This window comes from Paenibacillus riograndensis SBR5 (assembly GCF_000981585.1).
Taxonomy (GTDB): Bacteria; Bacillota; Bacilli; order Paenibacillales; family Paenibacillaceae; genus Paenibacillus_AQ; species Paenibacillus_AQ riograndensis.
In genome coordinates this window covers 3,990,894-4,012,384 of record NZ_LN831776.1, presented here as the reverse complement: position 1 = coordinate 4,012,384, position 21,491 = coordinate 3,990,894, and the positions used below count along the sequence as shown (strand labels likewise).

Annotated in this window: 16 protein-coding genes, 1 pseudogene and 1 other annotated feature; of the genes and pseudogenes, 3 read left to right on the top strand and 14 right to left on the bottom strand. The window is 48.8% G+C overall.

Going from position 1 to position 21,491, the window contains the following annotated elements:
- Positions 1-147: 147 nt before the first annotated feature.
- From PRIO_RS16765 to PRIO_RS33935, 4 genes are all read right to left on the bottom strand, one after another.
- On the bottom strand, positions 148-549 hold the full coding sequence (locus PRIO_RS16765; protein ID WP_039788417.1) for an NUDIX hydrolase: 402 nt from the start codon (positions 547-549) through the stop codon (positions 148-150).
- A 17-nt stretch (positions 550-566) separates the two neighbouring features.
- Positions 567-2,534, bottom strand: coding sequence for an elongation factor G (locus PRIO_RS16760; RefSeq protein WP_046503616.1), 1,968 nt, complete (start codon positions 2,532-2,534; stop codon positions 567-569).
- Positions 2,535-2,596: 62 nt separating this feature from the next.
- Complete coding sequence (locus PRIO_RS16755) at positions 2,597-5,224, bottom strand: KAP family P-loop NTPase fold protein (protein ID WP_231869951.1); 2,628 nt, start codon at positions 5,222-5,224, stop codon at positions 2,597-2,599.
- 217 nt (positions 5,225-5,441) lie between these two features.
- The gene (locus tag PRIO_RS33935) at positions 5,442-6,575 is read right to left on the bottom strand and encodes a copper amine oxidase N-terminal domain-containing protein (protein WP_020428381.1); all 1,134 of its coding nucleotides are present in this window, start codon (positions 6,573-6,575) and stop codon (positions 5,442-5,444) included.
- A 130-nt stretch (positions 6,576-6,705) separates the two neighbouring features.
- Here PRIO_RS33935 and PRIO_RS16745 point away from each other — a divergent pair, with 130 nt between their 5' ends.
- Positions 6,706-7,281 (top strand): GNAT family N-acetyltransferase, encoded by a 576-nt coding sequence (locus PRIO_RS16745; RefSeq protein WP_020428382.1) that lies wholly within the window; start codon positions 6,706-6,708, stop codon positions 7,279-7,281.
- A 3-nt stretch (positions 7,282-7,284) separates the two neighbouring features.
- Entirely contained in the window at positions 7,285-8,388 is a 1,104-nt protein-coding gene (locus PRIO_RS16740; RefSeq protein ID WP_020428383.1) for a hypothetical protein, read from the top strand.
- Positions 8,389-8,903: 515 nt separating this feature from the next.
- Here the strand turns inward: PRIO_RS16740 and PRIO_RS16735 are convergent.
- The 4 genes from PRIO_RS16735 to PRIO_RS16720 all read right to left on the bottom strand — a co-directional run bounded on the left by PRIO_RS16735 (position 8,904) and on the right by PRIO_RS16720 (position 13,264).
- Positions 8,904-10,358 (bottom strand): transposase, encoded by a 1,455-nt coding sequence (locus PRIO_RS16735; protein ID WP_046501121.1) that lies wholly within the window; start codon positions 10,356-10,358, stop codon positions 8,904-8,906.
- A 503-nt stretch (positions 10,359-10,861) separates the two neighbouring features.
- A complete protein-coding gene (locus PRIO_RS16730) occupies positions 10,862-12,034 on the bottom strand; it encodes an alanyl-tRNA editing protein (protein ID WP_020431274.1) in 1,173 nt (390 codons plus the stop codon).
- A gap of 2 nt (positions 12,035-12,036) precedes the next feature.
- The gene (locus PRIO_RS16725) at positions 12,037-12,477 is read right to left on the bottom strand and encodes a GNAT family N-acetyltransferase (protein WP_020431275.1); all 441 of its coding nucleotides are present in this window, start codon (positions 12,475-12,477) and stop codon (positions 12,037-12,039) included.
- Positions 12,478-12,499: 22 nt separating this feature from the next.
- The gene (locus PRIO_RS16720) at positions 12,500-13,264 is read right to left on the bottom strand and encodes a TSUP family transporter (protein WP_020431276.1); all 765 of its coding nucleotides are present in this window, start codon (positions 13,262-13,264) and stop codon (positions 12,500-12,502) included.
- Between the two features lie 210 nt (positions 13,265-13,474).
- Here PRIO_RS16720 and PRIO_RS16715 point away from each other — a divergent pair.
- Positions 13,475-14,793 (top strand): annotated as a pseudogene (locus tag PRIO_RS16715) (amidase family protein).
- A gap of 11 nt (positions 14,794-14,804) precedes the next feature.
- Here the strand turns inward: PRIO_RS16715 and PRIO_RS16710 are convergent.
- The 6 genes from PRIO_RS16710 to PRIO_RS16680 all read right to left on the bottom strand — a co-directional run bounded on the left by PRIO_RS16710 (position 14,805) and on the right by PRIO_RS16680 (position 21,446).
- Positions 14,805-15,239, bottom strand: a complete 435-nt coding sequence (locus PRIO_RS16710; protein ID WP_020431277.1) for an NUDIX hydrolase — start codon at positions 15,237-15,239, stop codon at positions 14,805-14,807.
- 148 nt (positions 15,240-15,387) lie between these two features.
- On the bottom strand, positions 15,388-15,567 hold the full coding sequence (locus PRIO_RS16705; RefSeq protein ID WP_020431278.1) for a hypothetical protein: 180 nt from the start codon (positions 15,565-15,567) through the stop codon (positions 15,388-15,390).
- 1,075 nt (positions 15,568-16,642) lie between these two features.
- Positions 16,643-17,362, bottom strand: coding sequence for a YebC/PmpR family DNA-binding transcriptional regulator (locus PRIO_RS16700; RefSeq protein ID WP_020426248.1), 720 nt, complete (start codon positions 17,360-17,362; stop codon positions 16,643-16,645).
- 93 nt (positions 17,363-17,455) lie between these two features.
- Positions 17,456-19,009, bottom strand: a complete 1,554-nt coding sequence (gene lysS, locus PRIO_RS16695; RefSeq protein ID WP_020426249.1) for a lysine--tRNA ligase — start codon at positions 19,007-19,009, stop codon at positions 17,456-17,458.
- 65 nt (positions 19,010-19,074) lie between these two features.
- Positions 19,075-19,338 (bottom strand) — a binding site (T-box leader).
- Positions 19,339-19,436: 98 nt separating this feature from the next.
- Positions 19,437-20,531: a Gfo/Idh/MocA family protein gene (locus PRIO_RS16685; RefSeq protein WP_046503604.1), complete on the bottom strand. Its 1,095-nt coding sequence runs from the start codon at positions 20,529-20,531 to the stop codon at positions 19,437-19,439.
- 12 nt (positions 20,532-20,543) lie between these two features.
- Complete coding sequence (locus tag PRIO_RS16680; RefSeq protein ID WP_020426252.1) at positions 20,544-21,446, bottom strand: AraC family transcriptional regulator; 903 nt, start codon at positions 21,444-21,446, stop codon at positions 20,544-20,546.
- Between the last annotated feature and the right edge of the window lie 45 nt (positions 21,447-21,491).

Genomic DNA, 21,491 nt, shown 5'->3' with positions numbered 1-21,491 from the left:
TATTCAGGATTTGCGGTAGGACATATGTCCTGAGCATAGAAACCGGTACTCGAAGAGGATTATCAGGGTACGGCAGAAAGCCCGTCTGTAGCCGCAGAAGGGCTTCCAACGGGCTTGAATTATACGCTGAGCTGCCGCACATGTACATTAATCCAGCAGCTTCAGCTCATGGAGCTGGTCAAAAACCATCCGGCTGACAGCCGACACCCGCTCCCTGTCTTCATAGGCAAGCCAAGCAATCTCGGCAATTTCCGAGGCCGGAGTCAATTCTCCGGTGTAATCGGCTGTAAAACAAGCCATCTTCACCTGTACGCCTTCCGCTTTGCCGTGGGCGGCAGCTTCAAAGATGCCAAAAGGCTTGACTGTTCCGGACAGGATGTCCACGGACAGCTCTTCTTTGACTTCCCGGATCAGCGTCTGGACATCCGTCTCACCGGACTCTCTTTTTCCTCCGGGAAAATAATAAGTATCTTTACCTTTGGAACGCGCACCCAGCACTCTTCCATCTGAGATTACAATCCAGGCAACTTTATCGATGATTCCGTTCATCATTCCAGTAATCCTCCTCAGCTTCTTGCTTCGTTAGTGATGTGCATGTGCGCTTGTGCTTCATCCCATGGGACGGAGTAGGACTGGCCTTTGGCACAAAAGATAGAGGATGAGGGATACGCCGGATCGGCATCCTTATTGTAATTTTTGAGTGCGATGACTGACTCCGTCTGGTGGCAGGGCTGGTACTCCGCAACCTTAAGCGAGAGTGCGCCTTTCCCCTGTGTCAGTGCAGCCAGCCGGACAGCGTAATTCAAAAAAGTGGCTACCGGCACCTTGCCGGAGATCACCGCTTTGGTCCCGGTGATCTCCGGGGGACTGAAGCTGCCGTTCGCCTGCTGGATGTCTGTCATTACTTTCCCCAAGTCACCGGTGTCTATCCTGATTTTGAGGTCATAGACCGGCTCCAGCAGGATATTCTCAGCCTGCTCCAGCCCCTGGCGCAAGGCGCGGAGCGCCGCTTCCCGGAAATCACCGCCATGCGTATGCTTGTTATGCGCTCTTCCGCTCAGCAGTGTCATCCGCAGATCTGTGAGCGGCGAACCCGTAAGCAATCCATGATGTCCGCTCTCCAGCAGATATTGCCCGACTTGGTGCTGATAACCGGCTGCAAGATCATCGGTGTGGCACTCGTTGATGAATACCAGGCCGCTGCCCCGTTCACCCGGCTCAATTCGCAGCAGAACCTCGGCATAGTGCTTCAGCGGCTCAAAATGTCCGCAGCCATACACCGGAGCGGCTATTGTCTCCTTGTACAGAATCTCCGGCGGGCCAAACGCCACTGGAATCATGAACCGTTCCCGCAGGATCTGCTCCAGAATCTCTAGCTGGATCTGGCCCATCACCTGAATATGCAGCTCCTGCAATGTCATATCCCAGCTGACATTCAGAGAAGGGTCTTCTGCTCCCAGTAGCTGAAAGGCTGTCAGCACCTCCTTCAGATGCACCGGCGGCTCGAACAGCACCCTGGACTTCAGCGTTGGAACCAGCTCACTGTCCCGCCTGTCCTGCAAAACCCCGACACCGTCTCCCGGCCTCACGGCCGACAGCCCGGTGACTGCAAACAGCTCCCCCGCCGCTGCCCAATCCACGGAGGCATATTTCAGGCCATTCACTTTGCGGATGCCGGTAATCCGCTCAGGTTCGGCATCCTCTGACGCTCCATACTTCAGCTCTTCCCTTACCTTGAGAACTCCCTGCAACGCTTTGATATAGGTAATCCGGGTCCCCTTCTCATCATGACGGATTTTGTACACTCTGCCTGCAAAAGGCAGTCCGGCATCATAATCTGTTACGGTCAGAGACTTCAGCACGTCCAGAAAAACATCAATGCCCACATCCTGCAAAGCTGAGCCCTCCATGCACGGGAATATGGTGCCTTCCCGGACCATGGACCGCAATGCTTCCCGCCAACCGGTATCGTTCAATGACCCTTCGAGATATGCGTCCAGCAGCCGTTCATCGCGTTCAGCCAGAAACACCTTCAACTCCTCAGATATTTTACCGCATTCTGATTGCGGGAGCAGCCATGCGCTGCTGCTCAGCCCGCTGCGGATTTCCTCGAACACACGCTGTGGATCGGCACCGGTACGGTCCGTTTTATTGATAAAAAAGAAGGTCGGAATTCCGTGATTGCGCAGCAATTGCCAGACGGTTTCCGTATGGCCTTCCACACCTTCGACGGCGCTGACAATCACTACAGCATAATCCAGCACCTGCAGCGCGCGCTCCATCTCCGGTGAGAAATCGACATGTCCGGGAGTATCCAGCAGAAAATACCGCGTGCCGCCAAGGATAAACTCCGCCTGATCTGCAAATACAGTAATCCCGCGGGCTTTTTCAATTTCATGGGTATCCAAAAAGGTATCCTTATGGTCCACTCTGCCCCGGCTGCGTATTGCCCGTGTATGATAAAGCAGCTGCTCGGCAAAAGTTGTTTTACCGGCGTCGACATGCGCGAGCAGTCCGATGGTAATATTCTTCATAAAGTGATGCTATCCACCTCCACGGGTATGGGGGGCTGCTTCAGTCTTATAAGCCTCCCGTTCTAATGATCTATCTGGTTTTCCTGAATATGATTTTGTAATTGTATTTGAGTGTGCAAACTGCGGATGTCCCTAATTCGCTCAGAATCTCCAAATTCGCATAGGTCTTCAATTGCTTGTGAAAAACTATATTCTGGTGTCCCATTGTTATTATAGATTTCAGTCAACTCCTTTATAGCATAATCATACACAGTGTTATCCATATAATTAAGAATAATCAGGTAAGGATCACTATCCTTCTTGAACTCCTCATTCATCATTTTGCGTGAAGTGATAGGCTCCATTTTCCCCAATTCTTCTCTTATGACAAATATGGGTACATATTGAAGAACGGTTATATAAGAATTTAATAAGACCTTATCCTCGTAAGGCTGGTCAATCATGAGAAACCTTATAGTTGCACCAACGCCATATTCCATAGACCATGCCTTCAATATCTTACGTTTTTGGTGTTCCTCTGCAGTTTCCGACCAAGCCGTAAAAATCCGCTCAATATCCTCTTCATGATGCTCCATCAAAACCGGATAGCTGAAATGTACAGATAAATAGTTTTTTATCTGCTGTTTCAATCCTTCTCCGCCAACCTTCTGATCATAAATCATACCCAGCAAAGACAGATTTGTTTCGTTGTCATTAAACAGGATTTTGAGAGCAGACTGTTCTTCAGGGCTTCCATACAAACGGGCAAACAGCGATATAATCGTTTTCCGTTCATAGCTGTATGAATATGATCTCTCTTTGTTATACTCTTTATTGAATGTAGTAAATAAATATGCAAACAGCAACAGGTTCCTTCCGTCTGTAGACAAATCTATTTTCTCTCCCAGTTTCTTGTGAAATTCATGTGGAGAGGTTTTGTTTACTAAATACGACTGCTGTTTTTCAGCCTCCATAAACCCTTGTTCCAGCGCTAAATAGAAAGAATCCATATCCGCTTCGGATAATTTCTGATACGGCATAGAGTACATGAAATAAGTCCAAAAGTGTTCAGGTGTACCGATTCTCTTTTGTATGATCCACTCCGTTTTGATTTCTTTATAATTTATGGATGGAAACATTTTTTTCAGAGGCGCAACATAGGGAGCATAGGCAGCTTTTAATTTATCCATCAATTCTGTCCGCATCTTATCCTCCTTTAGCTTACCAAGGAAAAAATCGCTGTGCTTGAGAATGAATTCGAACAAACCGGGTTTTGACACTTTAATCAACAGTAAACTAAGCAGATCCAATGGAAACACATCTCTATGCAGCAACGGCAAATACAACCGGTAAAGATTACTTAAGCGCTGCAAATTACGCGGAGAAATTTCCATCTGCATTAGAATATCTTTGACTTGTATCGGGGTAACAAGTATTTCCTCAGCTTTAAGAATGGGCTCGAGCATTTCCCACCCCAGGTTGGCCAGAAGCACGGGATCACAAGCAGGTATGTAGAGCGGAATTTGAATGAATTTTTCCAGATATTCTTTCCCTACATCCCTGACGAAGTCTTTGGAATACATCTGTGCCAGTGAATTTGTAACGATCTCCTCATCCATAGCAATTATATAAGTGGTCTTCGGGAAATCAGCGATCATCCGCACGAGCTTGAACACCATTTGAATCTCCTTATTGTCCAGCCGGTCCAGATCATCGATAAGAACGATAAGCTTGATATCAGCGAGCTTGAGCCGTTCTACAATTTGCTTCCGCATATCTTCGGCATCCATATATTCTTTGCTGAATTCGGTATTAACAGGTAAATCCTTGAAGTTAATGATTAACCCCGGCGGACGCAGACTGATTGGGGTCAGGAATTTCCGGTAAGCTTTCAGATCGCGGATCAGCCCGGCATCATAGGCTCTGGAATGCTCTTTAATAGAATCTATGAGCTTATTTAAAAATTCGGGTATCAGATTCATATAATCCTTACCGAAAAACCAGGGCTGGAAACGGACAATAACCGGATTGCTTTTACTTTTGTCAAATTCCCTTTCCATCAGGTCAAAAATTGAAGTTTTTCCTGAACCCCATGGTCCATATAAACCAATGGTTAATGCGCCTTCATTTGTTTTTGCTGTATGCTTTTCAATGGTTGCGGCAACGTGTCCGGCAAACGCTTCCCTGTTCAGCGCATCCCGCCCCTCTTTACCCAGAGAGGATTCTGTTCTGAAATTCAGTTCATGCTGGGTAGTGCTATTGTTATCATCCACTTTACGCCGGAATTTTCTGTAGATTGTAAAGAGCAGCGTTATCCCTAATAGAACTAATACAGATAAACAGATTATAAATGTTATCTCATAGAGATCCGAAAATAAGGGTCCTGACCAGTCTTTATTCCGGTCATTACTTTGATGATCAATGACTACTGCTGCAGCAACGCCATTCATGAGCAGAAAAAAACGGTCCTGCAGCGGATTTTTAATGCCTGAACCTGCTCCCCGAAATCCTCCCAAGCCCCTCCAGCATATGGCTAAGGCTGCTATTATATAAGCTAATATTATCAGCTGTTTTTCATAACCTATGTAATCCTGGCTGAACACAGAGGGAGCATAAATTCTAAGTATCAATAAAACAATATACGCAATCACAACGCAAAACATTGGGGGCAGCAGTTTTCCCCACAACCATTTGATTTGACTATACACCACTTTCAAGCGCGTACCACCCTTTTAAAAAATATAGTTTTTCATTATGCCAAACCCGTTATCTCATTATAGTTTATCTATAAGCTAACCTCTGATGCTGAAATATGTATTTTTTGTGCGGAATTTGTTTGAAGGCAAAGCGCCGGCCACAAATAAGGACTCTAATCCAGGCTAAGCTTGGATCAGAGTCCTATAAGGTGCAGCATGTGCGATACAGATATTATTTGGTTATGGTATAAACCACCTGATGCACTTTTTCATCCATCATACCTGTATAGTTGAAGGTCAGCACATTTCCTTCGCGTTTTTTGAGTACCAGCATTTTAGTCACCACATAAGGGTCCCTGCCATCAGCCTTGTCCCAATCCTTGCGGTCAGCTGAGCTAATCAGCTTCGCGCTTAAATTCGTGGTTTCCCCTGAGCGGGTATTGACCGCAAACAGCTCGGTATGCTCCAGATTACGGACAAGCGCGATATCTTCAGCTGCATACTCAACCGTAAAGTCACCTGATCTTCCTGTACTCTTCTCCAGCTCAAACAGCTTGCCAAGACTGCCGTCGGCATTGATATACTGCACGTTTTTGCCGTCTGTCATATACAGCTGTTTTGTGGGGATCTCCGCAGCATGCGGATAGGAGACAATGATATAATGATAGTCCATTTGCTTCAGAACTTTACCGTTCTTAATTAGGGCCTGGTAGCCATTGCTGAAGTCATTGAACATAGCGTAGTGTTTGTCTATCAAAAGCAGTAAATCGCTGCCGTTCCCCGCACTTTTGATCTGTAACCAGAGAGAGTAAGGCGTTTCGCCCAGTGGAAAGGTCCCTATGGATTCCGGCTTGCTCCCTGCTGAAGCACTCAGGAAGATTTCTCCGCTTTTTTGAGATACCCAATAAGTTCTGCTCTGGATGGCTGCCGAAGTAAACCGCGGTTCATCCACCAGCATGATGTTGCCGCTGCCCTTGTCCGTCCAGATTTCGCCGCCCAGGATACTGACTGAAGATACCAAGGGAACGTACACTTTCCCTTTGAGAATGTTCGGGGCTTTGGGGAGGGTTATGAGTGAATCATTTGTTTTCACCTTCTTGGATTTGGCTGTAAAAGTCACTTCGCGTCCCGGACGCACCAGCTGAGCGGTTGCAGTCTTCTGATTCCAGGAGAGTGCATAGCCCATCGAATCAGCTAGTTCCTTCAACGGAACCCATGTCGCACCTTCCACAATGATCTGACTGCTGCCCATCGGGGTATGCTTGTCGTTTAATACAATTCCATTTTCCCTGGCATGTACTGTCCCGGCGCTTAAGGCAAACCAAATTGCAGCAAAAACGGCCAGTGATTGCTTCCATTTTCTCATTCGCAGAGTCTCCTTTAAATTGTCCTAAGGAATTGGACGCTTTGTACTGGGAAAAGTTGCAAAATAGGAGCCTGTTTTGATTTTACTTCGTTAGATCCGCTCTGCTATGATGATCGTGGAGGCGACATACATGACACTTGAATTCAAAACTTACGATAAGTGGGATGACGCGCTGTGGGCCGCGATGGAGCCGCTCTACCGGGAAGCTTTCCCGCACGGCGCCAAACCAGTAGGCATTCTGCATGCCATGCTGGATAAACAAATCGCCTGGCTGCATACCGGATACCAGGACGGAAAACTCGCGGCTATGGCCGTTACAGGACTCAGCGGACCTGCGGGGGAACGAATGCTAATTATCGACTATATGGCTGTAGATGCCGGGCTGCGCGGCCAGGGACTGGGAAGACAGTTTCTGGAACTGATCCGCGACTGGGCGGTGCAGAAGTATGACATTCAGGCGGTTCTGATTGAAGTCGAAGCAGGTCATACAGAAGAAGATGCGGCACGGGTCCATTTTTGGGAACACTGCGGTTGTATAGCTACGGAGTATGTGCATCAATATATCTGGATTCCTGAGCCTTACCGGGCCATGGTGATGCCGCTCACCCGGGACTTTGCCATTACGGATGATGGACAAGCTTTGTTCCGCCGCATTACTGATTTTCATAGGAAATCTTTCCGGAAAAGCGGGGACACGGGGGTATGAACAATGACTATTAACATCTTACCATTTCCTGACCTTGTGCCGAATCCGGGAAAACTTGCAGCAATTCAGGCTATAAAAGGAACCGGCAAAGATGCCGTCTCTCTGCTTGCGCTGGATCAGAATAGTGATCTCTGGCGCATCGATTTGCATACTGGACGCGCCGCAATGCTGCTGCATGTGGATATTCCCGGTCTGGAATTGCAGGAACCCGTCCAGATTATAGTTTCGGCAGATGAACGCTTCGCTGCGGTTTCAGGAAGATTCGGCCAGTACGCCGCGCTGTACGATCTTCAAGATTTCAAGCTGATCATGCTTCTGTCACGGGGGGATTATCATTATGACGTCTGTACTTTCCCGCTCGCTTTTGCTGAACATGAGGGCCGGACGCTGTTAATTCACGGTTCAGAATGGAATCGGTTGGATCTGCTGGATGTCCGTTCTGGTGAAAATATGTCTGCCCGCCAGAGTCCATCATTTGCTGACGGACAATACCCGGAACATAGTCTCGATTATTTTCATGGCAAAATTCATATCTCTCCTCAAGGGGACTGGATCATTGATACAGGTTGGATATGGCACCCTATTGCTTCAATACGATCCTGGAGTCTTTCGGCCTGGCTCAGTAACTGCTGGGAATCGGAGGATGGAGCTACCTTGCGGAAGCTTGGGCAGCTGATGGAGGACTGGGACCAACCCGTAGTCTGGCTCGATCCGTCTACCCTGGCTGTTTGGGGTCAACTGGCCATCGATATGTACGAGGAGGAGGAAATGAAGGATTATGGCGAACACCTTTCTTCTCACTTTCTGGCTATATTCGATGTGCAAACTGGTGCACAGAAGGGGCTGTTTATTCCAGTGCCTGCTTACCGGACGAAACCACTAATCAATGGAAGCATGTATTATCCGCAAGGACAAATTGCCGCAGTGAACGGCAGGGTTGTAATGTGGGGACCAGAAAATGGTTTGTCGATATTGAATCCCGATACAGGTGAAACGGAATTCTCCGATGAGAAGTTATGCCCTGATTTCTACCATCCATATGCGAACGTATTTCTTGAGATCGATGAGTCTGGCCGTTTTGCCGGGAAGCAATTAACCTTCACCTGAACACAACAAGCACGGTCGCAATCTTACATACGAATATTGAAGGTGCTGCATTTGCTAATCCAGAACAGCATTATTAAGCGGCACGCAAAAATAAGCAAGGCTCTCGGGTGAGCCGGGTTATACAGCGGAAGCCTCCCAGATGGCTGAGAGGCTTCGTTATCTCACTGGACATAGTGAGACTATTGTATAGGTGGCAGATGCTGGCGGTCAGCGCACCAATCAGACAGGCCCGCTGCGTTTGTATACTATAACTGACTTGGGTTCGCTGCTGTCAAGTCACAGCATGTTATGGATAAAGTGCCCGGTCCGCGCTCGCATTCTATTGCAGTTTCTGCAACAGATGACTCATAAATCGGTCAAAAACATCAATCTATTGCACTCTCTACATTAGAATTCCCATGAGAAGCTATTTTTGACTCCAAGTCCTTAAATCAGTTGCACAAAAGAGTCAATTTCATAATTCAGTTTGCTGAATAGCAAGACTCGGCCAAAATCTAAGGTCATTTTTTAAAAAATCAGGCCACTTGCTGGGAGTTGCGTAACCGCTGGTTTAACTTGTCTAGCGCAAACTTGCTGAGATTGTAAGCTAGTGTACTGAGCTGGAAATCAACTCTTGCCCGGACGCCGCGGTGACGCGTACGTTTCATGCCAAAATACTCTTTAAGATATGCAAAAACTCGCTCCACTGCCGTACGCTTCTTGTACAGCTCTGTAAAGCTCTCGCTACCTCTTGCGGGATAGGTGTGCTTGCGTAAATCCGTTTGTATGCGGATTTTAAACACCTTTTGGCAGCCGGAACCGGAAAGTGGACAGTCTTTGCACTGGCTCGGCTGGGTATACTTCAGCGTTTCGTACTTGGCATCAAAACTGTCGTAGCGGTAGGTATGCCCCTGTGAGCATACGGGATTGTAGTCCGAGTTCATTCCCTTGGGCGGCTCTTTGTGGTGAATCATTGGAATCGTAGGATAGGCGCCTAACGAATGAATCAACTGGTAGATGGCTGCGCTGTCGTACCCTTTGTCTCCCAAGACATGCTTTACGTTTAACCTAGGAAACTTCAGGAGCAGGCCTTTGAGAAGGATAACCGCCATGCGCTGGTCATTCAAATTCGCCGAACTCCATAAGCCACTAAGAATATACTGACAGTCCGCATCGACCAGCAGATTTGCCTTGAACCCGTAATAACTGGTAAGTCTACCTTTCGCATTTTTCTTGTCACAACGCGCGGCATGCCGGGGTAATGCTGCAAGCAATTCATCGTACGTGTAGGGCAGCATCTGTTCAATGGTTTTCTCAAACGGTCCTAGGCTCTCTTCATAAGCTTCCCGTTCCTTGCGCCGACGTTCCTTTTCTTCAGCAGAAGGACGTCCAGGCGGGTAGACGGGTTTTTTGGGCCGCTCGTCCACAGGCTCGGACTCGGGCTCGGTGAGTTCTAGCTGCAGCTGCTGAGCCACCGGAGCATCACTTGGCTTTTTAGCACGGCGGGCCGCGCGGCGTTTGGATGCAGCTTCGCTAAATAGGCTATCCCAAGCCTCAACGATAGAGGAATCCAAAGCGAGATGCATACCCGTAACGAACTCTTCCTCCAGGGCGGACAGCACCAGAGTATCCTGAAGGTCCTCGAGCATGCCCGTTTGCTCAAGCACATGAATCAAACGGGAGTACGAGGCTTCGCTCGGGATGCGGTTGGAACCGGTGAACCGGCACTGCACCCGAAATTCCTCGCTGAATCGAAGTCGCCGGACCAACGCGGATACAAACTCGATGCCCTCCATTTTTGCGATGAGCAGCGAGTAGATCATCGCGGGTACGTTTAGTTCTTCCGGCCGCCCACGGTTGTTCTTTTTTCCAAGCGCGTGCAAGACCGGAGCGAGATTTAAGTGTTCAAAGATCTGACTGTATTTATCTTCCGGTCGCATCAGCAACAAATCCTCAAAGGAAAACAGCTCTTCTTGCCGAATAGAATACATGGGGATTACCTCTTTTCATTCTCGGATGTTGGTTTGGTCACCTATATCTTCGAGATTTGGGGAGGTACTCCCTTTTCTATGCTCAAAAAAACCAATCCTAGCAAGGGTTTTGAATTATGAAATTGTCTCCAAAATACAGCAGAATGCGATTTGAGGCAAAATAATCAGCATTCTATTGCACGAAGTGCAGTCAAGCCCAAAATCCGCTATCGTGGTCTGCAATGAAGGCGCTGATTCCGGAATCCAATCTAACTATATAGAGTGAACTTGAAAAACGAACAAAAGGGAAAAGGGATGGAGGGGAAGTTTGGAACTGAAGGAGCGGTAGCGTCCGCCTTTGTCTGCGGATTTCTACCGCGAACAGCGGTACAAATCAAGAAATCTGCAGACAACAGCGGCCGGAAGTCCAAACATTCTCCGTAGTCCCGACGAAGTCCCTAATGTAAAGATCTTAAGTTCACTCTATATAGCGCTATTTTTCTATGCGAATGCTATAGCAAATGCTATAAATTTACTTTAGCAAACTCATAGAACTTCAATACCTCGTCCCATGCCGGGAACCCGGCTTGGGCCATTTTATCGCTGCCGCCGCCTTTTCCCTGGAATTCACCCAGGTGAGCTTTGAAAAAAGCTCCGCAGGACAATCCGGCACTGCCGCTGCAAGCCAGGACCGCTTTGTTCTCCATTGCGGTCAGCAGCAGTACGGGGAGCTCAGTGTTTGCAGTCAGCTTGGTCGCCAGACTCTGCAAATCCTTAAGTGATTTGTCCGCGAAGATGTGTGCAACTACTCTTGTTTCGGGCTCAAGCCCGGACAACAGTTCTTTTGCCATATAGATGTCGTTCTGTTCTCTGAGTACAGCCATCTCAGCCTGGAGCTGCTTCTGCTCGGCTTCCCACTTTCCGATCCGGTCCAAAATCTCATCTTTGCCTGTGTTGAACTTAGCAGACAGGGCGCTGAGGATGCGTTGATTATCGTTGGCTTCATCCAATGCCCGCCCGCCGCATTTGAAGGTGATCCGGATGTTGCCCTTCTGCTTCTCCGCTCTCAGCAGCTTGATCATCCCGATGGCTCCGGTAGATGATACATGCGTCCCGCCGCAGGCGTTATGCTCCACCCCCTCAATCTCAACAATCCGGATATTCTCCGTAACCTTGGGCAGCTTCACCAGTGGCAGGCTGGCCATTTCCTCAGGGGTGACAAAATAGCTCACGATATTCCGGTCCAGCACCACCTGCCGGTTGACCTCCTGCTCAGCAGCCGCCAGCTGATCCGGTGTTAGCTCCCGGAGTTCAAGGTCGATGGTCGCATAATCATTGCCCAGATGAAAGCTTAAGGTCATCGCCTGAAACAGCTCGCGGAATACCGCTGACAGCAGATGTTGGCCGCTGTGCTGCTGCATATGATCAAACCGGCGGTTCCAGTCAAGCTGGCAGCTTACTTGGCTTCCAGCCGGCAGACTCTCAACCTTGTGCAGCACCACGTTTTCTTCAAGGATCACGTCCAGCACGGGGATTCCGCCAATGGTTCCGGCATCACAAGGCTGTCCGCCCCCATGCGGATAGAATGCGGTTTCCTCCAGAATCAGGTACAGTCCATCCTCGCGTTCTACCACTTGGCTTACGGATGTATGCCAATCCTTTAAATAAGCCGACTCGTAATACAGCTTTTTTGTCATAATCAGGGTTCCTTTCTGTTTCTGTCTCCGGCGGAGCCGAAGTGCTTCTCCATGATGATGTATTCTTTACCGCCCTTAGTGAAGGCCGTACCGGGTACTTCAGCCAATCCGAATTTTTTATAAAAAGCGGCCTTGTGGCTTCTCGCATTACAATAAATCCGGTTGACTCCCGTCTGCTCCGCTTCATCCAGCACATGCTGCAGCAGCCGGCTTCCATAGCCCTGGCCCTGCTGCTCTGTCCGGGTAGCAAATTTGCGGAACTGTGCTTCTTTTCCAACGATGAACAAGGAGACTGCGGATACCAGCCGGTCCCCGTCAAACAACCCGTAATGCACGCCATCATCGTCATCGTCAAGCTTCACATAATCAAGTTCCCGTTCAGGCCACATGACTTCATGCCGCAGCTGCCAGACGGCTTCCTTATGTACTTTTTGGATCTCCATATTATCAACTCCACTGCCGGTCTTAGTGCATCGTATCCCATATTTGCTTCCCGATCAAGATCACGGTAACTGTGATGAACAGCGGGCGGATATAACTTGCTCCTTTGTGGATGGCGATTCTCGAGCCGACTATTGCACCGATTACCATGGGGACGCCCAGAAGCAGTCCATAGTACAGGCTAACCGAACCTACAGCGGCAAACGTCAGTAGACTTGCTATGTTGCTGGCGAAATTAAGCACCTTGGCATTGCCTGCGGCAGTGACAAATTCAAAACCCAGCATGAGAAAAGCGAAGATCAGGAACGAGCCGGTCCCCGGGCCGAAGAATCCGTCGTAAAAACCTATCACCAGCGCAATGCCCATGCCGGTTAGCAGCGTTTTTCTGCTGTCAGCGGAGAACGTTGAAACGTCACCCCATGATTTTTTGAATAGGGTATAGACCGTTATCACGATCAGCATCACGATCACAAGCGGCTTCAGAAACTCCGAAGGCACCTGCCGTACCGTCAGCGAGCCACCCACCGCTCCAACGATAGAAAACGGAATTAAAAACTTGACCAGTCCGAAATTAATTTTCCCGGAACGTACAAAAGACGCCGTACTGGTGAACGAGCACAACGTCCCGGCCAATTTATTGCTGCCAAGCAGCAGCGGGAGCGGAATTCCGGCCGACAGCAGCGCGGGTATGGCAATCAGCCCACCGCCTCCGACAACAGAATCGATCACCCCGGCCAAAAAACCGCAAATCACCAAAATCGCAATCATTGCCATACTGCCATGTTCCATATTGCGCAAAGCCTCCTGCATGGATGTCAAAAACGTTCAAACAAACTCCAGCATACACAATTTCAGTGATGGGTACCAGAGAATTCTTGGATGATAGTTTGCAGTAATAGTCGGTTATAATCAATAAATCCCACCAAAGAATTCATTATCGTGATACATTCAAAGGAACTTGCGCTATTTTTAAAAGATACTGAATTTCGGAGGTTGTGTATGCGGAATTATTATAAATTTGCGAATCTGAATTTGGACGAGGCAAATATCTTCGATTTACAAGAGGCTATGGAACAGGGGAACCTGACTTCAAGAGATCTGGTATTTTATTATTTAGCCCGAATGGCTGAATACGATCAGGATGGTCCGCACATCAATGCCGTCATGGAGATTAATCCTGATGCAATTTTTCTGGCGGAAGCCCTTGATCTGGAACGGAAGTATGGAGGCAGACGCGGATTACTTCACGGTGTTCCCATACTTTTAAAGGATAATATCGGTACCCATGACAAAATGCACACCAGTGCCGGTGCCTTGGCATTGGCACAGCATATAAGCCCGGAGGATGCTTTTGTAGTGCGGAAATTAAGGCAAGCGGGGGCCATCATCCTAGGTAAGACGAATATGACAGAATGGGCTAACGGTATTTCGTCCAGTATGCAGTCCAAATGTCCGTTGCCGGGATCAAGCCTACTGTGGGCTTAATCAGCCGCACGGGAATAATCCCTTTTTCATACTCACAGGATACAGCAGGCCCGCTAGCCAGAACTGTCTCCGATGCAGCAATACTTCTTGGAGTGCTTGCAGGAAGAGATGAAAGCGATCCCGCAACTTGGAGGTATGCAGGACCTGACGGGGGACAGGATTATACCGGATATTTGAACGTTGAAGGCTTACGCGGAGCGAGAATCGGAATCTACTGTGACGTGCCTGAGCATGTGCTGTCTTCCGGTGAGATTGATGAATTCCTGTTTGATCAGGCTGTTTCCGATCTGACTAAAGCTGGGGCACAGGTTGTAAAGCCTATAGAAATCCCCTCATTCCATGGCCCGTGGAAGTACAACAAAATAAATATGGAATTCAAACATGGAATTCAAAATTTTCTGCACAACCTCCCTGCTCATATGCCCATACACTCATTGTCAGAGTTAATCCATTGGAATCAAAATCATAAGGAACAAGCGCTGCGGTACGGCCAGGATATCCTGGAGTATAGAGAAAGCCTCACCGATCTTTTGAATGACAGGAAATATATTCAGGAGTCGGTCTTGGATTTGCACCTTGCCCAGCGGGAAGGCATTGACCATGCTATTGACCACTACCAGTTGGATGCGATTATGTTCCCTGCTTACATCGGTGCAGACTTGTCGGCCAGAGCAGGTTATCCCTCGATTGCTGTTCCGGCAGGATACATGGAGAACGGAAGGCCCTTCGGAGTCACTTTTGCCGATAAGGCGTTCAGCGAACCTGCTCTGATTGCGATAGCGTATTCTTTTGAGCAGCACACCAAACACCGTAAACAACCTGTATTCGATTAATGGAACTATTCTTATTCCCAGCCATGACTTGAAAACCAGACGCCTTCCCGGTAATGCTCCAAAGCCTGCTTCACAAAAGGGATCATGTTCCCGGGAAGCTGGTCTATGGGGAACCATCGCAAATCGTCACATTTATCCGGTTCGGCATTTACAATCTCACCCTGCCACCGGTTAGCAGTGAAGAAAAAATCAACCCGTTCATCATCAAAAGTCTTGATATGCATAACTCCGAGCATCTTGAGATCCTTGAGATGAACAGCAGCGCCGCATTCCTCCTGCAGTTCACGGGCTGCTGCTTCATCCAACTGTTCTCCACCATCCAGCCGTCCTGAAGGAAGACCGTAAAAACCATCATCGTGGCCTGTATTGCAGCGTCTCAGCAGCAAGATTTGCTGGTCTGAGATCAAAACCGTATGTACAACACTTAATAAACGGAACTCCGGCATAATCCCCCTACCTTCCTGTTATCACATCATAAGAACATTCGTTTCTATAATATCATATCCAAATCGAGCCTCCCTTCAATCATGTGAAAATTTCCGGAAATAAAAAAAGCGGCAGGAGCTTGTCCTGCCACTCGTATATTTATAACACTCACTTATACGTATTCTGCTCATTTTTCTTGTACGTGGTTTTGTCATCCCGCAGCGATTCTTTACGGATGTCGAGCTTCTTCTGTTCCATTTGCTGTGCTTCCTGACTGGTTACTGCAACCCGGTCCAGTTCCTCGACCGTGTTGATCAAATTTTTGTCCGGTTTGGTGTGATTCTCCACTGTATGGCCTCCTAAAAAGTTTTTGAGCAAATGTCCCGATGGTTCCGCTCTGAAAAAAACTGCATCGGAAGCAAAAGCTGATGTGATAAGTCACTTCAGCTTATTGTGGCAATTCATGGAGAAGATTATGCATCCTGCGCAGCAGCCCGGATAAACCGGGTAACAAGGATCAATGTGTTAAGAACAAATCGGCTTCGCCGTCCTTACAAGGATGGTACCCGTTTCAGCGAGAAATAGAAGTATTAGAGCGTGTAGCATATATACAAAATCAACATGGCGGGTAAATAGGGTCCTGAAGGTTACGAAACCCGCATTTGTTGTATAACATGCAGGATTTTCGTTCATTTGGTGAAGCCGCGCCCACATTGTTGTACAATTCACAGGATTTTTGTCCGTTTAGCGTACTTAGGACACAGATTGTTGTATAACGTACAAGATGTTCGCCCATTCGGCCTGTTTAAATCACACTTTGTTGTATTCCGTGCAGGATTTTCAAGAGTTAACACCTTAGGGAAACCCTTTATGTGTCCTCCGTCAATTCCAAGTGGAAAAAGGGCAACTAATTTGCCCGATTCCCCTGTTCTCTCGCAGGTTAAGTGGAAAAAGGGTAACTAATTTAGCACATTTCGCCCTTTTTAAGGAAATTCGGCCCAATTAAGCTCCCTTTTTCCACTTCAATCTCACAATTGTTGAGTTCCGAGAGAAATAAGTTCCCTTTTTCCAACTAGCACCTGCGAAGAAGCTGGTAAAGACGGATTGCCCTATTCCTTCGCGATCGATCCGCAGCCGTTACGGACAGGAGAGCCGTTATGGATAGAAGATTCGGCTATTCCGCAGGTTAACGGACTGAGATGCCCTTATTTGTTCCTTCCCCCTTGATTCCAGGCTCCATCGAACGATATAACGGCTTCTGAGTCCGTAACTGCTGAAAAAGTAAGGTTTTTGGCAAAATAAGGGCTCCTCTGTCCGCTTCAGTCCGCGGATGGAGTTATCTTTTCAAAAAGCCGGATAAGCAGATCACAGATCCGCCTGTCCGGCTTTCGCTTGAAGCAATTCTATTTTATAGACCGCAATACTATTCTTCCGAATCGACGTTATGATATACCTGCTGCACATCGTCCAGTTCTTCCAAAGCGTCGATCAGCTTCTCGAACTGCGCTTCGGCATCCTCTGGTAGAGTCACATAGTTCTGCGGAAGCATGGTCAGCTCAGCCACTGTGAAATCAGTAATTCCGGCGCTCCGGAAAACCTCTTGAACCGCATGGAACTGGTCAGGCTCAGCATAGACGATGACAGCTTCGTCCTCTTCCAGCACATCGCGTACATCGACATCCGCTTCAATCAGCAATTCCATCACTTCGTCCGCCGTTTTGCCTTCCAGCCCGATAACAGCAGTTGGCTCGAACATATAGGTTACTGAACCGCTGACACCCATGTTGCCGCCGTTCTTGCTGAATGCGGACCGCACCAGAGGGGCAGTACGGTTGACGTTATTGGTCAAGGCATCGATGATGATCATCGAACCGCTTGGACCGAAGCCTTCATAGCGCAGTTCCACGTAGTTTTCGTCGCCGCTGCCTTTGGCTTTGTCCAGCGCCCGGTCGATAATGGCTTTTGGCACATTGTACGTTTTGGCGCGCTCCAGCACGACCTTTAGCGCACGGTTCGACTCCGGGTCCGGTTCACCCTTCTTCGCTGCCACATAAATTTCTACACCGAATTTGGCGTATACCTTACTTGTATTGGCATCCTTGGATGCCTTCTTTTCCTTAATATTATTCCACTTACGACCCATATTGTTCCCGCTCACTTTCCAACATTAATTATAAACAGTCTTGTATATTATACCTCTGTTCGATATATCCCGTAAAGGGCAGTCCCGGTCCCGCTAAAAATCCAGGAGCGCCAGCAGCTTCTCTATCCCGACCGCCTGAATCAGCACAGGGATCCGCGGCCCCGTCTCCTGGCCCAGCACCAGCTGGTAGATTAACGTGAACAGACGTTTTTGATTGTTTTTCATGCTTTTTTTATCCTCGTCATAACAAATAGCGTATATCGCCTTCATCAGCGGCTCATCTTCCATTCCCCCGGTTCTCAGCAGCCTGCAAAAGGCAGCCAGCCATTCTTGCTCATGAGCCTCCAATGTCTCATACAGCGAGTTATTACGGCGGGTGTTCACAGTAACCAGCTTTTGCGGCATCCAGTGTCTGATCCAATATTCCGCCCGCTCCGCTGTCTGCTCCAGTCCCTGGACATCTACTTCCTCCCCGTTTCGTGTCATGATCTCCAGCAGCAATTTTCGATCAAAATGAATCAAAGGCAGCAAGCCTGCAATGGGCCCAAAGCCGGGCGCTTTTTCGTCCAGCGGATGAATCAGAGACAACTCCAATGCCGCGCGGATATCATCCGTAAGTGTAAGGGAGCCGTAAGCCTTCCGGTAGCGTTCAAATTCCGTATAGTTGCGCAGCACATCTTCATCCATGCCGATATGAAACGCCGCACCCGGCTGGTATTTGGCGAACAGGAACAGAATATTTTCCGGTGCATAGACCTTCAGCAGATCATCGGGTGTGTAATTGTTCCCGGAGGAACTGGACATTTTGGCAAAGCTTCCTTTGATTCTAATGAATTCATAGGGCTCATACATGGGCGGCGCACTTCCAAAAATCCGCTCCGAGATAACCGAAGCTACATTGTAACTGCCTGTTTCCGACGAATGGTCACGGCCTCCGGGCTCGAACAGCACCTGCTCCAGATTCCAGCGCATCGGCCAGTCGATTTTCCATTGCAGCTTGATATTATCCGCCTCAGGAATAGACAGACTGCTATGATGGCCGCATGTACAGCTGTAGGTCAAGAGCTCTTTGTCTTCATCAAAAGAATGCACCGTGGTCGAGTCCTTGCCACAATCTCCGCAATAGATACTCACAGGATAGAATGCGGCTCTGTCCGCTTCGCTGGCTTCACCCGTCTTGAACGACATCAGGATATCGTAGATTTCACCTCTGCTGCGCAGCGCATGAAGAATTCCGGGTGCGTACCGGCGGGACTGATACTCCTTGCTCTGATAAATAAATTCCGGCCTGATTCCAAAAGACTGGAGCGCCTCTTCAAATTCCTGCTCGAAATGCTCGGCATAGGAGGTGTGACAGCCGTAAGGACAAGGAACCTGCGTGTAAGGTCTGCCAATATACTGCTCAAAGCTTGGATCGACTTGAAGCGGAACCTTGCGGAACCGGTCAAAGTCATCCCACGAGAAAATGAACCGCACCTGTTTGCCGGCTTTTTCGAGCGCCCTGCTTACAAAATAAGTCGTCACAATCTCCCGGAAATTCCCGATATGGATGTGACCCGACGGACTAATCCCCGATGCGCACACGAATGTCTGCTGCTCCGGGTGGCTTTCGATGAGCCGGTTCGCTATTTTTTCGGACCAATGCATGAACAATCACCTCAACAGTTAATGTAAAAAGCAAACAAAAAAGCCCTCATCCGCAAGATTGTCATCTTGAGGACGAGAGCTGTAATCAGCGCCGTGGTACCACCTCTGTTCGCGAGCCTGTTACCATGCCCGCCTCTTCGGGTACGGCCATTACGCTTATACCCTATCTCTGTAACGGGAGATCCCGTCATAGCATCCTTGGGCGCAGGGCCCAATTCCGTATGAAGCTCGGAGACTTTTTTCATCAGGCGCACCGCTGCTCCGTTTCACCCTTCCGAAGCTCTCTGTGAACGATGCCGCCTGATTACTCTTCTCTTCATCGCTGAAGTGTTATGCTTTTTCAATATAGACCACTATAACAAAATCACAATAAAAAGTCATTATCGAAATAAATATTGTCTGGATTTTCCCTTAATCATCTACATTATCAGCTGCCCTGTTCATTCAGATAAATGGCCTTGCCCGTACGCGAGGATTCATAGAGGGCTTCTAAAATCCGGGAAACCACGTAGGCCTGTTCAGGCGTCACCACAGGTTCTTTGTCCTGATCAATCGCCTCAATCCACTGGCGCATTTCGGTATCGGGTGCGCTTTCCTGTCTGCCTTCGTAGAAGGCCACTCCGCCCGCACTAAGCTCGATTTCGTTCGTATACAAACGGCCCAGCTTTTCGCCATTAATGCGCAGTCCTTGTTTCATGTCTGCACCCGCTTCCGTTCCGCTCAGGCTGCATTTGGCCTCATCGACATCCAGCGAATTCAGCGCCCAGCTGGACTCCAGCATAATAGTGGCGCCGTTCTCCATGACAATCATCCCGAAGGCCGAATCCTCCACCGAAAATTGCTTCGGGTCCCACGGTCCCCAGGCATTGGCTGCATTCTCTCTCCGCGAAAGCTCGTGGTGGGTGGTGCCGAGAACCACCTTGGGCTGATAATTATCCATCATCCACAGGGTCAAATCCAGCGCATGCGTGCCGATATCAATCAACGGTCCGCCGCCCTGCTTCTCCTCATCCAGAAACACTCCCCAGGTCGGTACAGCTCTGCGGCGGATGGCGTGGGCTTTGGCAAAATAAATGGAGCCAAGCTCCCCGGCTTCGCACAGCTGCTTTAGATACAAGCTGTCCTCCCTGAAACGGTTGTTGTAGCCGATCGTCAGTTTTTTGCCGGTCCGTTTGGCGGCTTCAAGCATTGCTTTGGCTTCTGCCGCTGTTTTGGCCATCGGTTTTTCGCACATCACATGCTTGCCGGCCTCCAAGGCGGCAATTGAAATTTCCGCATGGGAGATGTTAGGGGTAAGCACATGGACTATATCAAGCGATCCGTCTTTTAATAACTCTGTGTATTGGGTATATACTTTGGCTTCTGCGCTTCCATACTTCTGCCGGGCCTCTTCCGCCCGTTCTTCAATAATGTCACAAAAAGCGGCCAGCTCTACATTCTGAAGCTTGCTCAGGCTGGGAAGATGCTTGCCGTTAGCAATACCGCCACAACCGATAATACCTATCCGATACGTTGTACTCATATTAAGTCACCCTCACTTTGAATTGGATTGCTGTCTCAATGCGCGGAACGCTGCGGGCGTCATGCCCAGACGTTTGCGGAACACAGCATGCAGATAATTGGCATTGGTAAATCCCGAATCTTGGGCGATCTGCTCAATGGAGGACAAATTCTCTTCCAATGCACGGCATACTGCCTGCAGGCGGATTTCCTCAAGAATCCGGCTAAACGGCCGTTCCGGCTGAACCTGTTTGAAGATCCGCTGCAGCTGTCTGCTGCTGATATGGAGCTTTTCCGCCACATTGTCCAGGGTTACAGGGGTTTTATGATTGGCTTCCATATACTGGACCGCATATTCGTATCTGTACGCTGCCATATTCCGCACTGGTGCTTCCGCCCGGTTGTCCCCGCTGTCATACGCCCTGATGGTCTTCAACAAGATGCTGATCACCAGTTGTTTGATCGAAGTGTAATATCCGAGCAGTTTCCCGTCACATGCTTCATAGGCTTCCAAAAAGCAGTACATCGCCCGATGATAATCATACGCCGGAACCACAGGCAGAGCCCGCAGCTTGACCATAGTCTCCTCGGCTTCGGCGGCTTCCCAGGGGTCAACGCCTTTCCTTTCTTTGGCTGTAATATCCACATGCAGGCACAGTTCGTCCATAGCTTCCCCGGCATCCGCTTCCTGGTAGTGGATCACACCCGGCCCGGTCAGATAGAGCATGCCTTCTGAAAGAGAATATTGCTGCCCGCTGAGAATGACCTTTCCCCGCCCGCGCGGGATGAAATGAAATTCAAACTCGGCATGCTTGTGGAAATCTATAACCTTGCCTGCCGGAAAAGAGGTCAAGTGGAAGCGGAGCACCTTGATCTCGTAATGCCCCCATTCGATGCAAATATCGAGACGTTCCAGCATATCCTGCTTCTCGAACATTTTCTCAAATGAACACCGGCTCCATACGGCACCTTCCCGGATCAT

Excerpts from the sequence above, each read along its gene's own strand:
- PRIO_RS16765 (WP_039788417.1), bottom strand. The coding sequence starts at position 549 with ATGAACGGAATCATCGATAAAGTTGCCTGGATTGTAATCTCAGATGGA.
- PRIO_RS16760 (WP_046503616.1), bottom strand. The coding sequence starts at position 2,534 with ATGAAGAATATTACCATCGGACTGCTCGCGCATGTCGACGCCGGTAAA.
- PRIO_RS33935 (WP_020428381.1), bottom strand. The coding sequence starts at position 6,575 with ATGAGAAAATGGAAGCAATCACTGGCCGTTTTTGCTGCAATTTGGTTT.
- PRIO_RS16745 (WP_020428382.1), top strand. The coding sequence starts at position 6,706 with ATGACACTTGAATTCAAAACTTACGATAAGTGGGATGACGCGCTGTGG.
- PRIO_RS16740 (WP_020428383.1), top strand. The coding sequence starts at position 7,285 with ATGACTATTAACATCTTACCATTTCCTGACCTTGTGCCGAATCCGGGA.
- PRIO_RS16735 (WP_046501121.1), bottom strand. The coding sequence starts at position 10,358 with ATGTATTCTATTCGGCAAGAAGAGCTGTTTTCCTTTGAGGATTTGTTG.
- PRIO_RS16730 (WP_020431274.1), bottom strand. The coding sequence starts at position 12,034 with ATGACAAAAAAGCTGTATTACGAGTCGGCTTATTTAAAGGATTGGCAT.
- PRIO_RS16725 (WP_020431275.1), bottom strand. The coding sequence starts at position 12,477 with ATGGAGATCCAAAAAGTACATAAGGAAGCCGTCTGGCAGCTGCGGCAT.
- PRIO_RS16720 (WP_020431276.1), bottom strand. The coding sequence starts at position 13,264 with ATGGAACATGGCAGTATGGCAATGATTGCGATTTTGGTGATTTGCGGT.
- PRIO_RS16710 (WP_020431277.1), bottom strand. The coding sequence starts at position 15,239 with ATGCCGGAGTTCCGTTTATTAAGTGTTGTACATACGGTTTTGATCTCA.
- PRIO_RS16700 (WP_020426248.1), bottom strand. The coding sequence starts at position 17,362 with ATGGGTCGTAAGTGGAATAATATTAAGGAAAAGAAGGCATCCAAGGAT.
- lysS (WP_020426249.1), bottom strand. The coding sequence starts at position 19,009 with ATGCATTGGTCCGAAAAAATAGCGAACCGGCTCATCGAAAGCCACCCG.
- PRIO_RS16685 (WP_046503604.1), bottom strand. The coding sequence starts at position 20,531 with ATGAGTACAACGTATCGGATAGGTATTATCGGTTGTGGCGGTATTGCT.
- PRIO_RS16680 (WP_020426252.1), bottom strand. The coding sequence starts at position 21,446 with ATGTTCGAGAAGCAGGATATGCTGGAACGTCTCGATATTTGCATCGAA.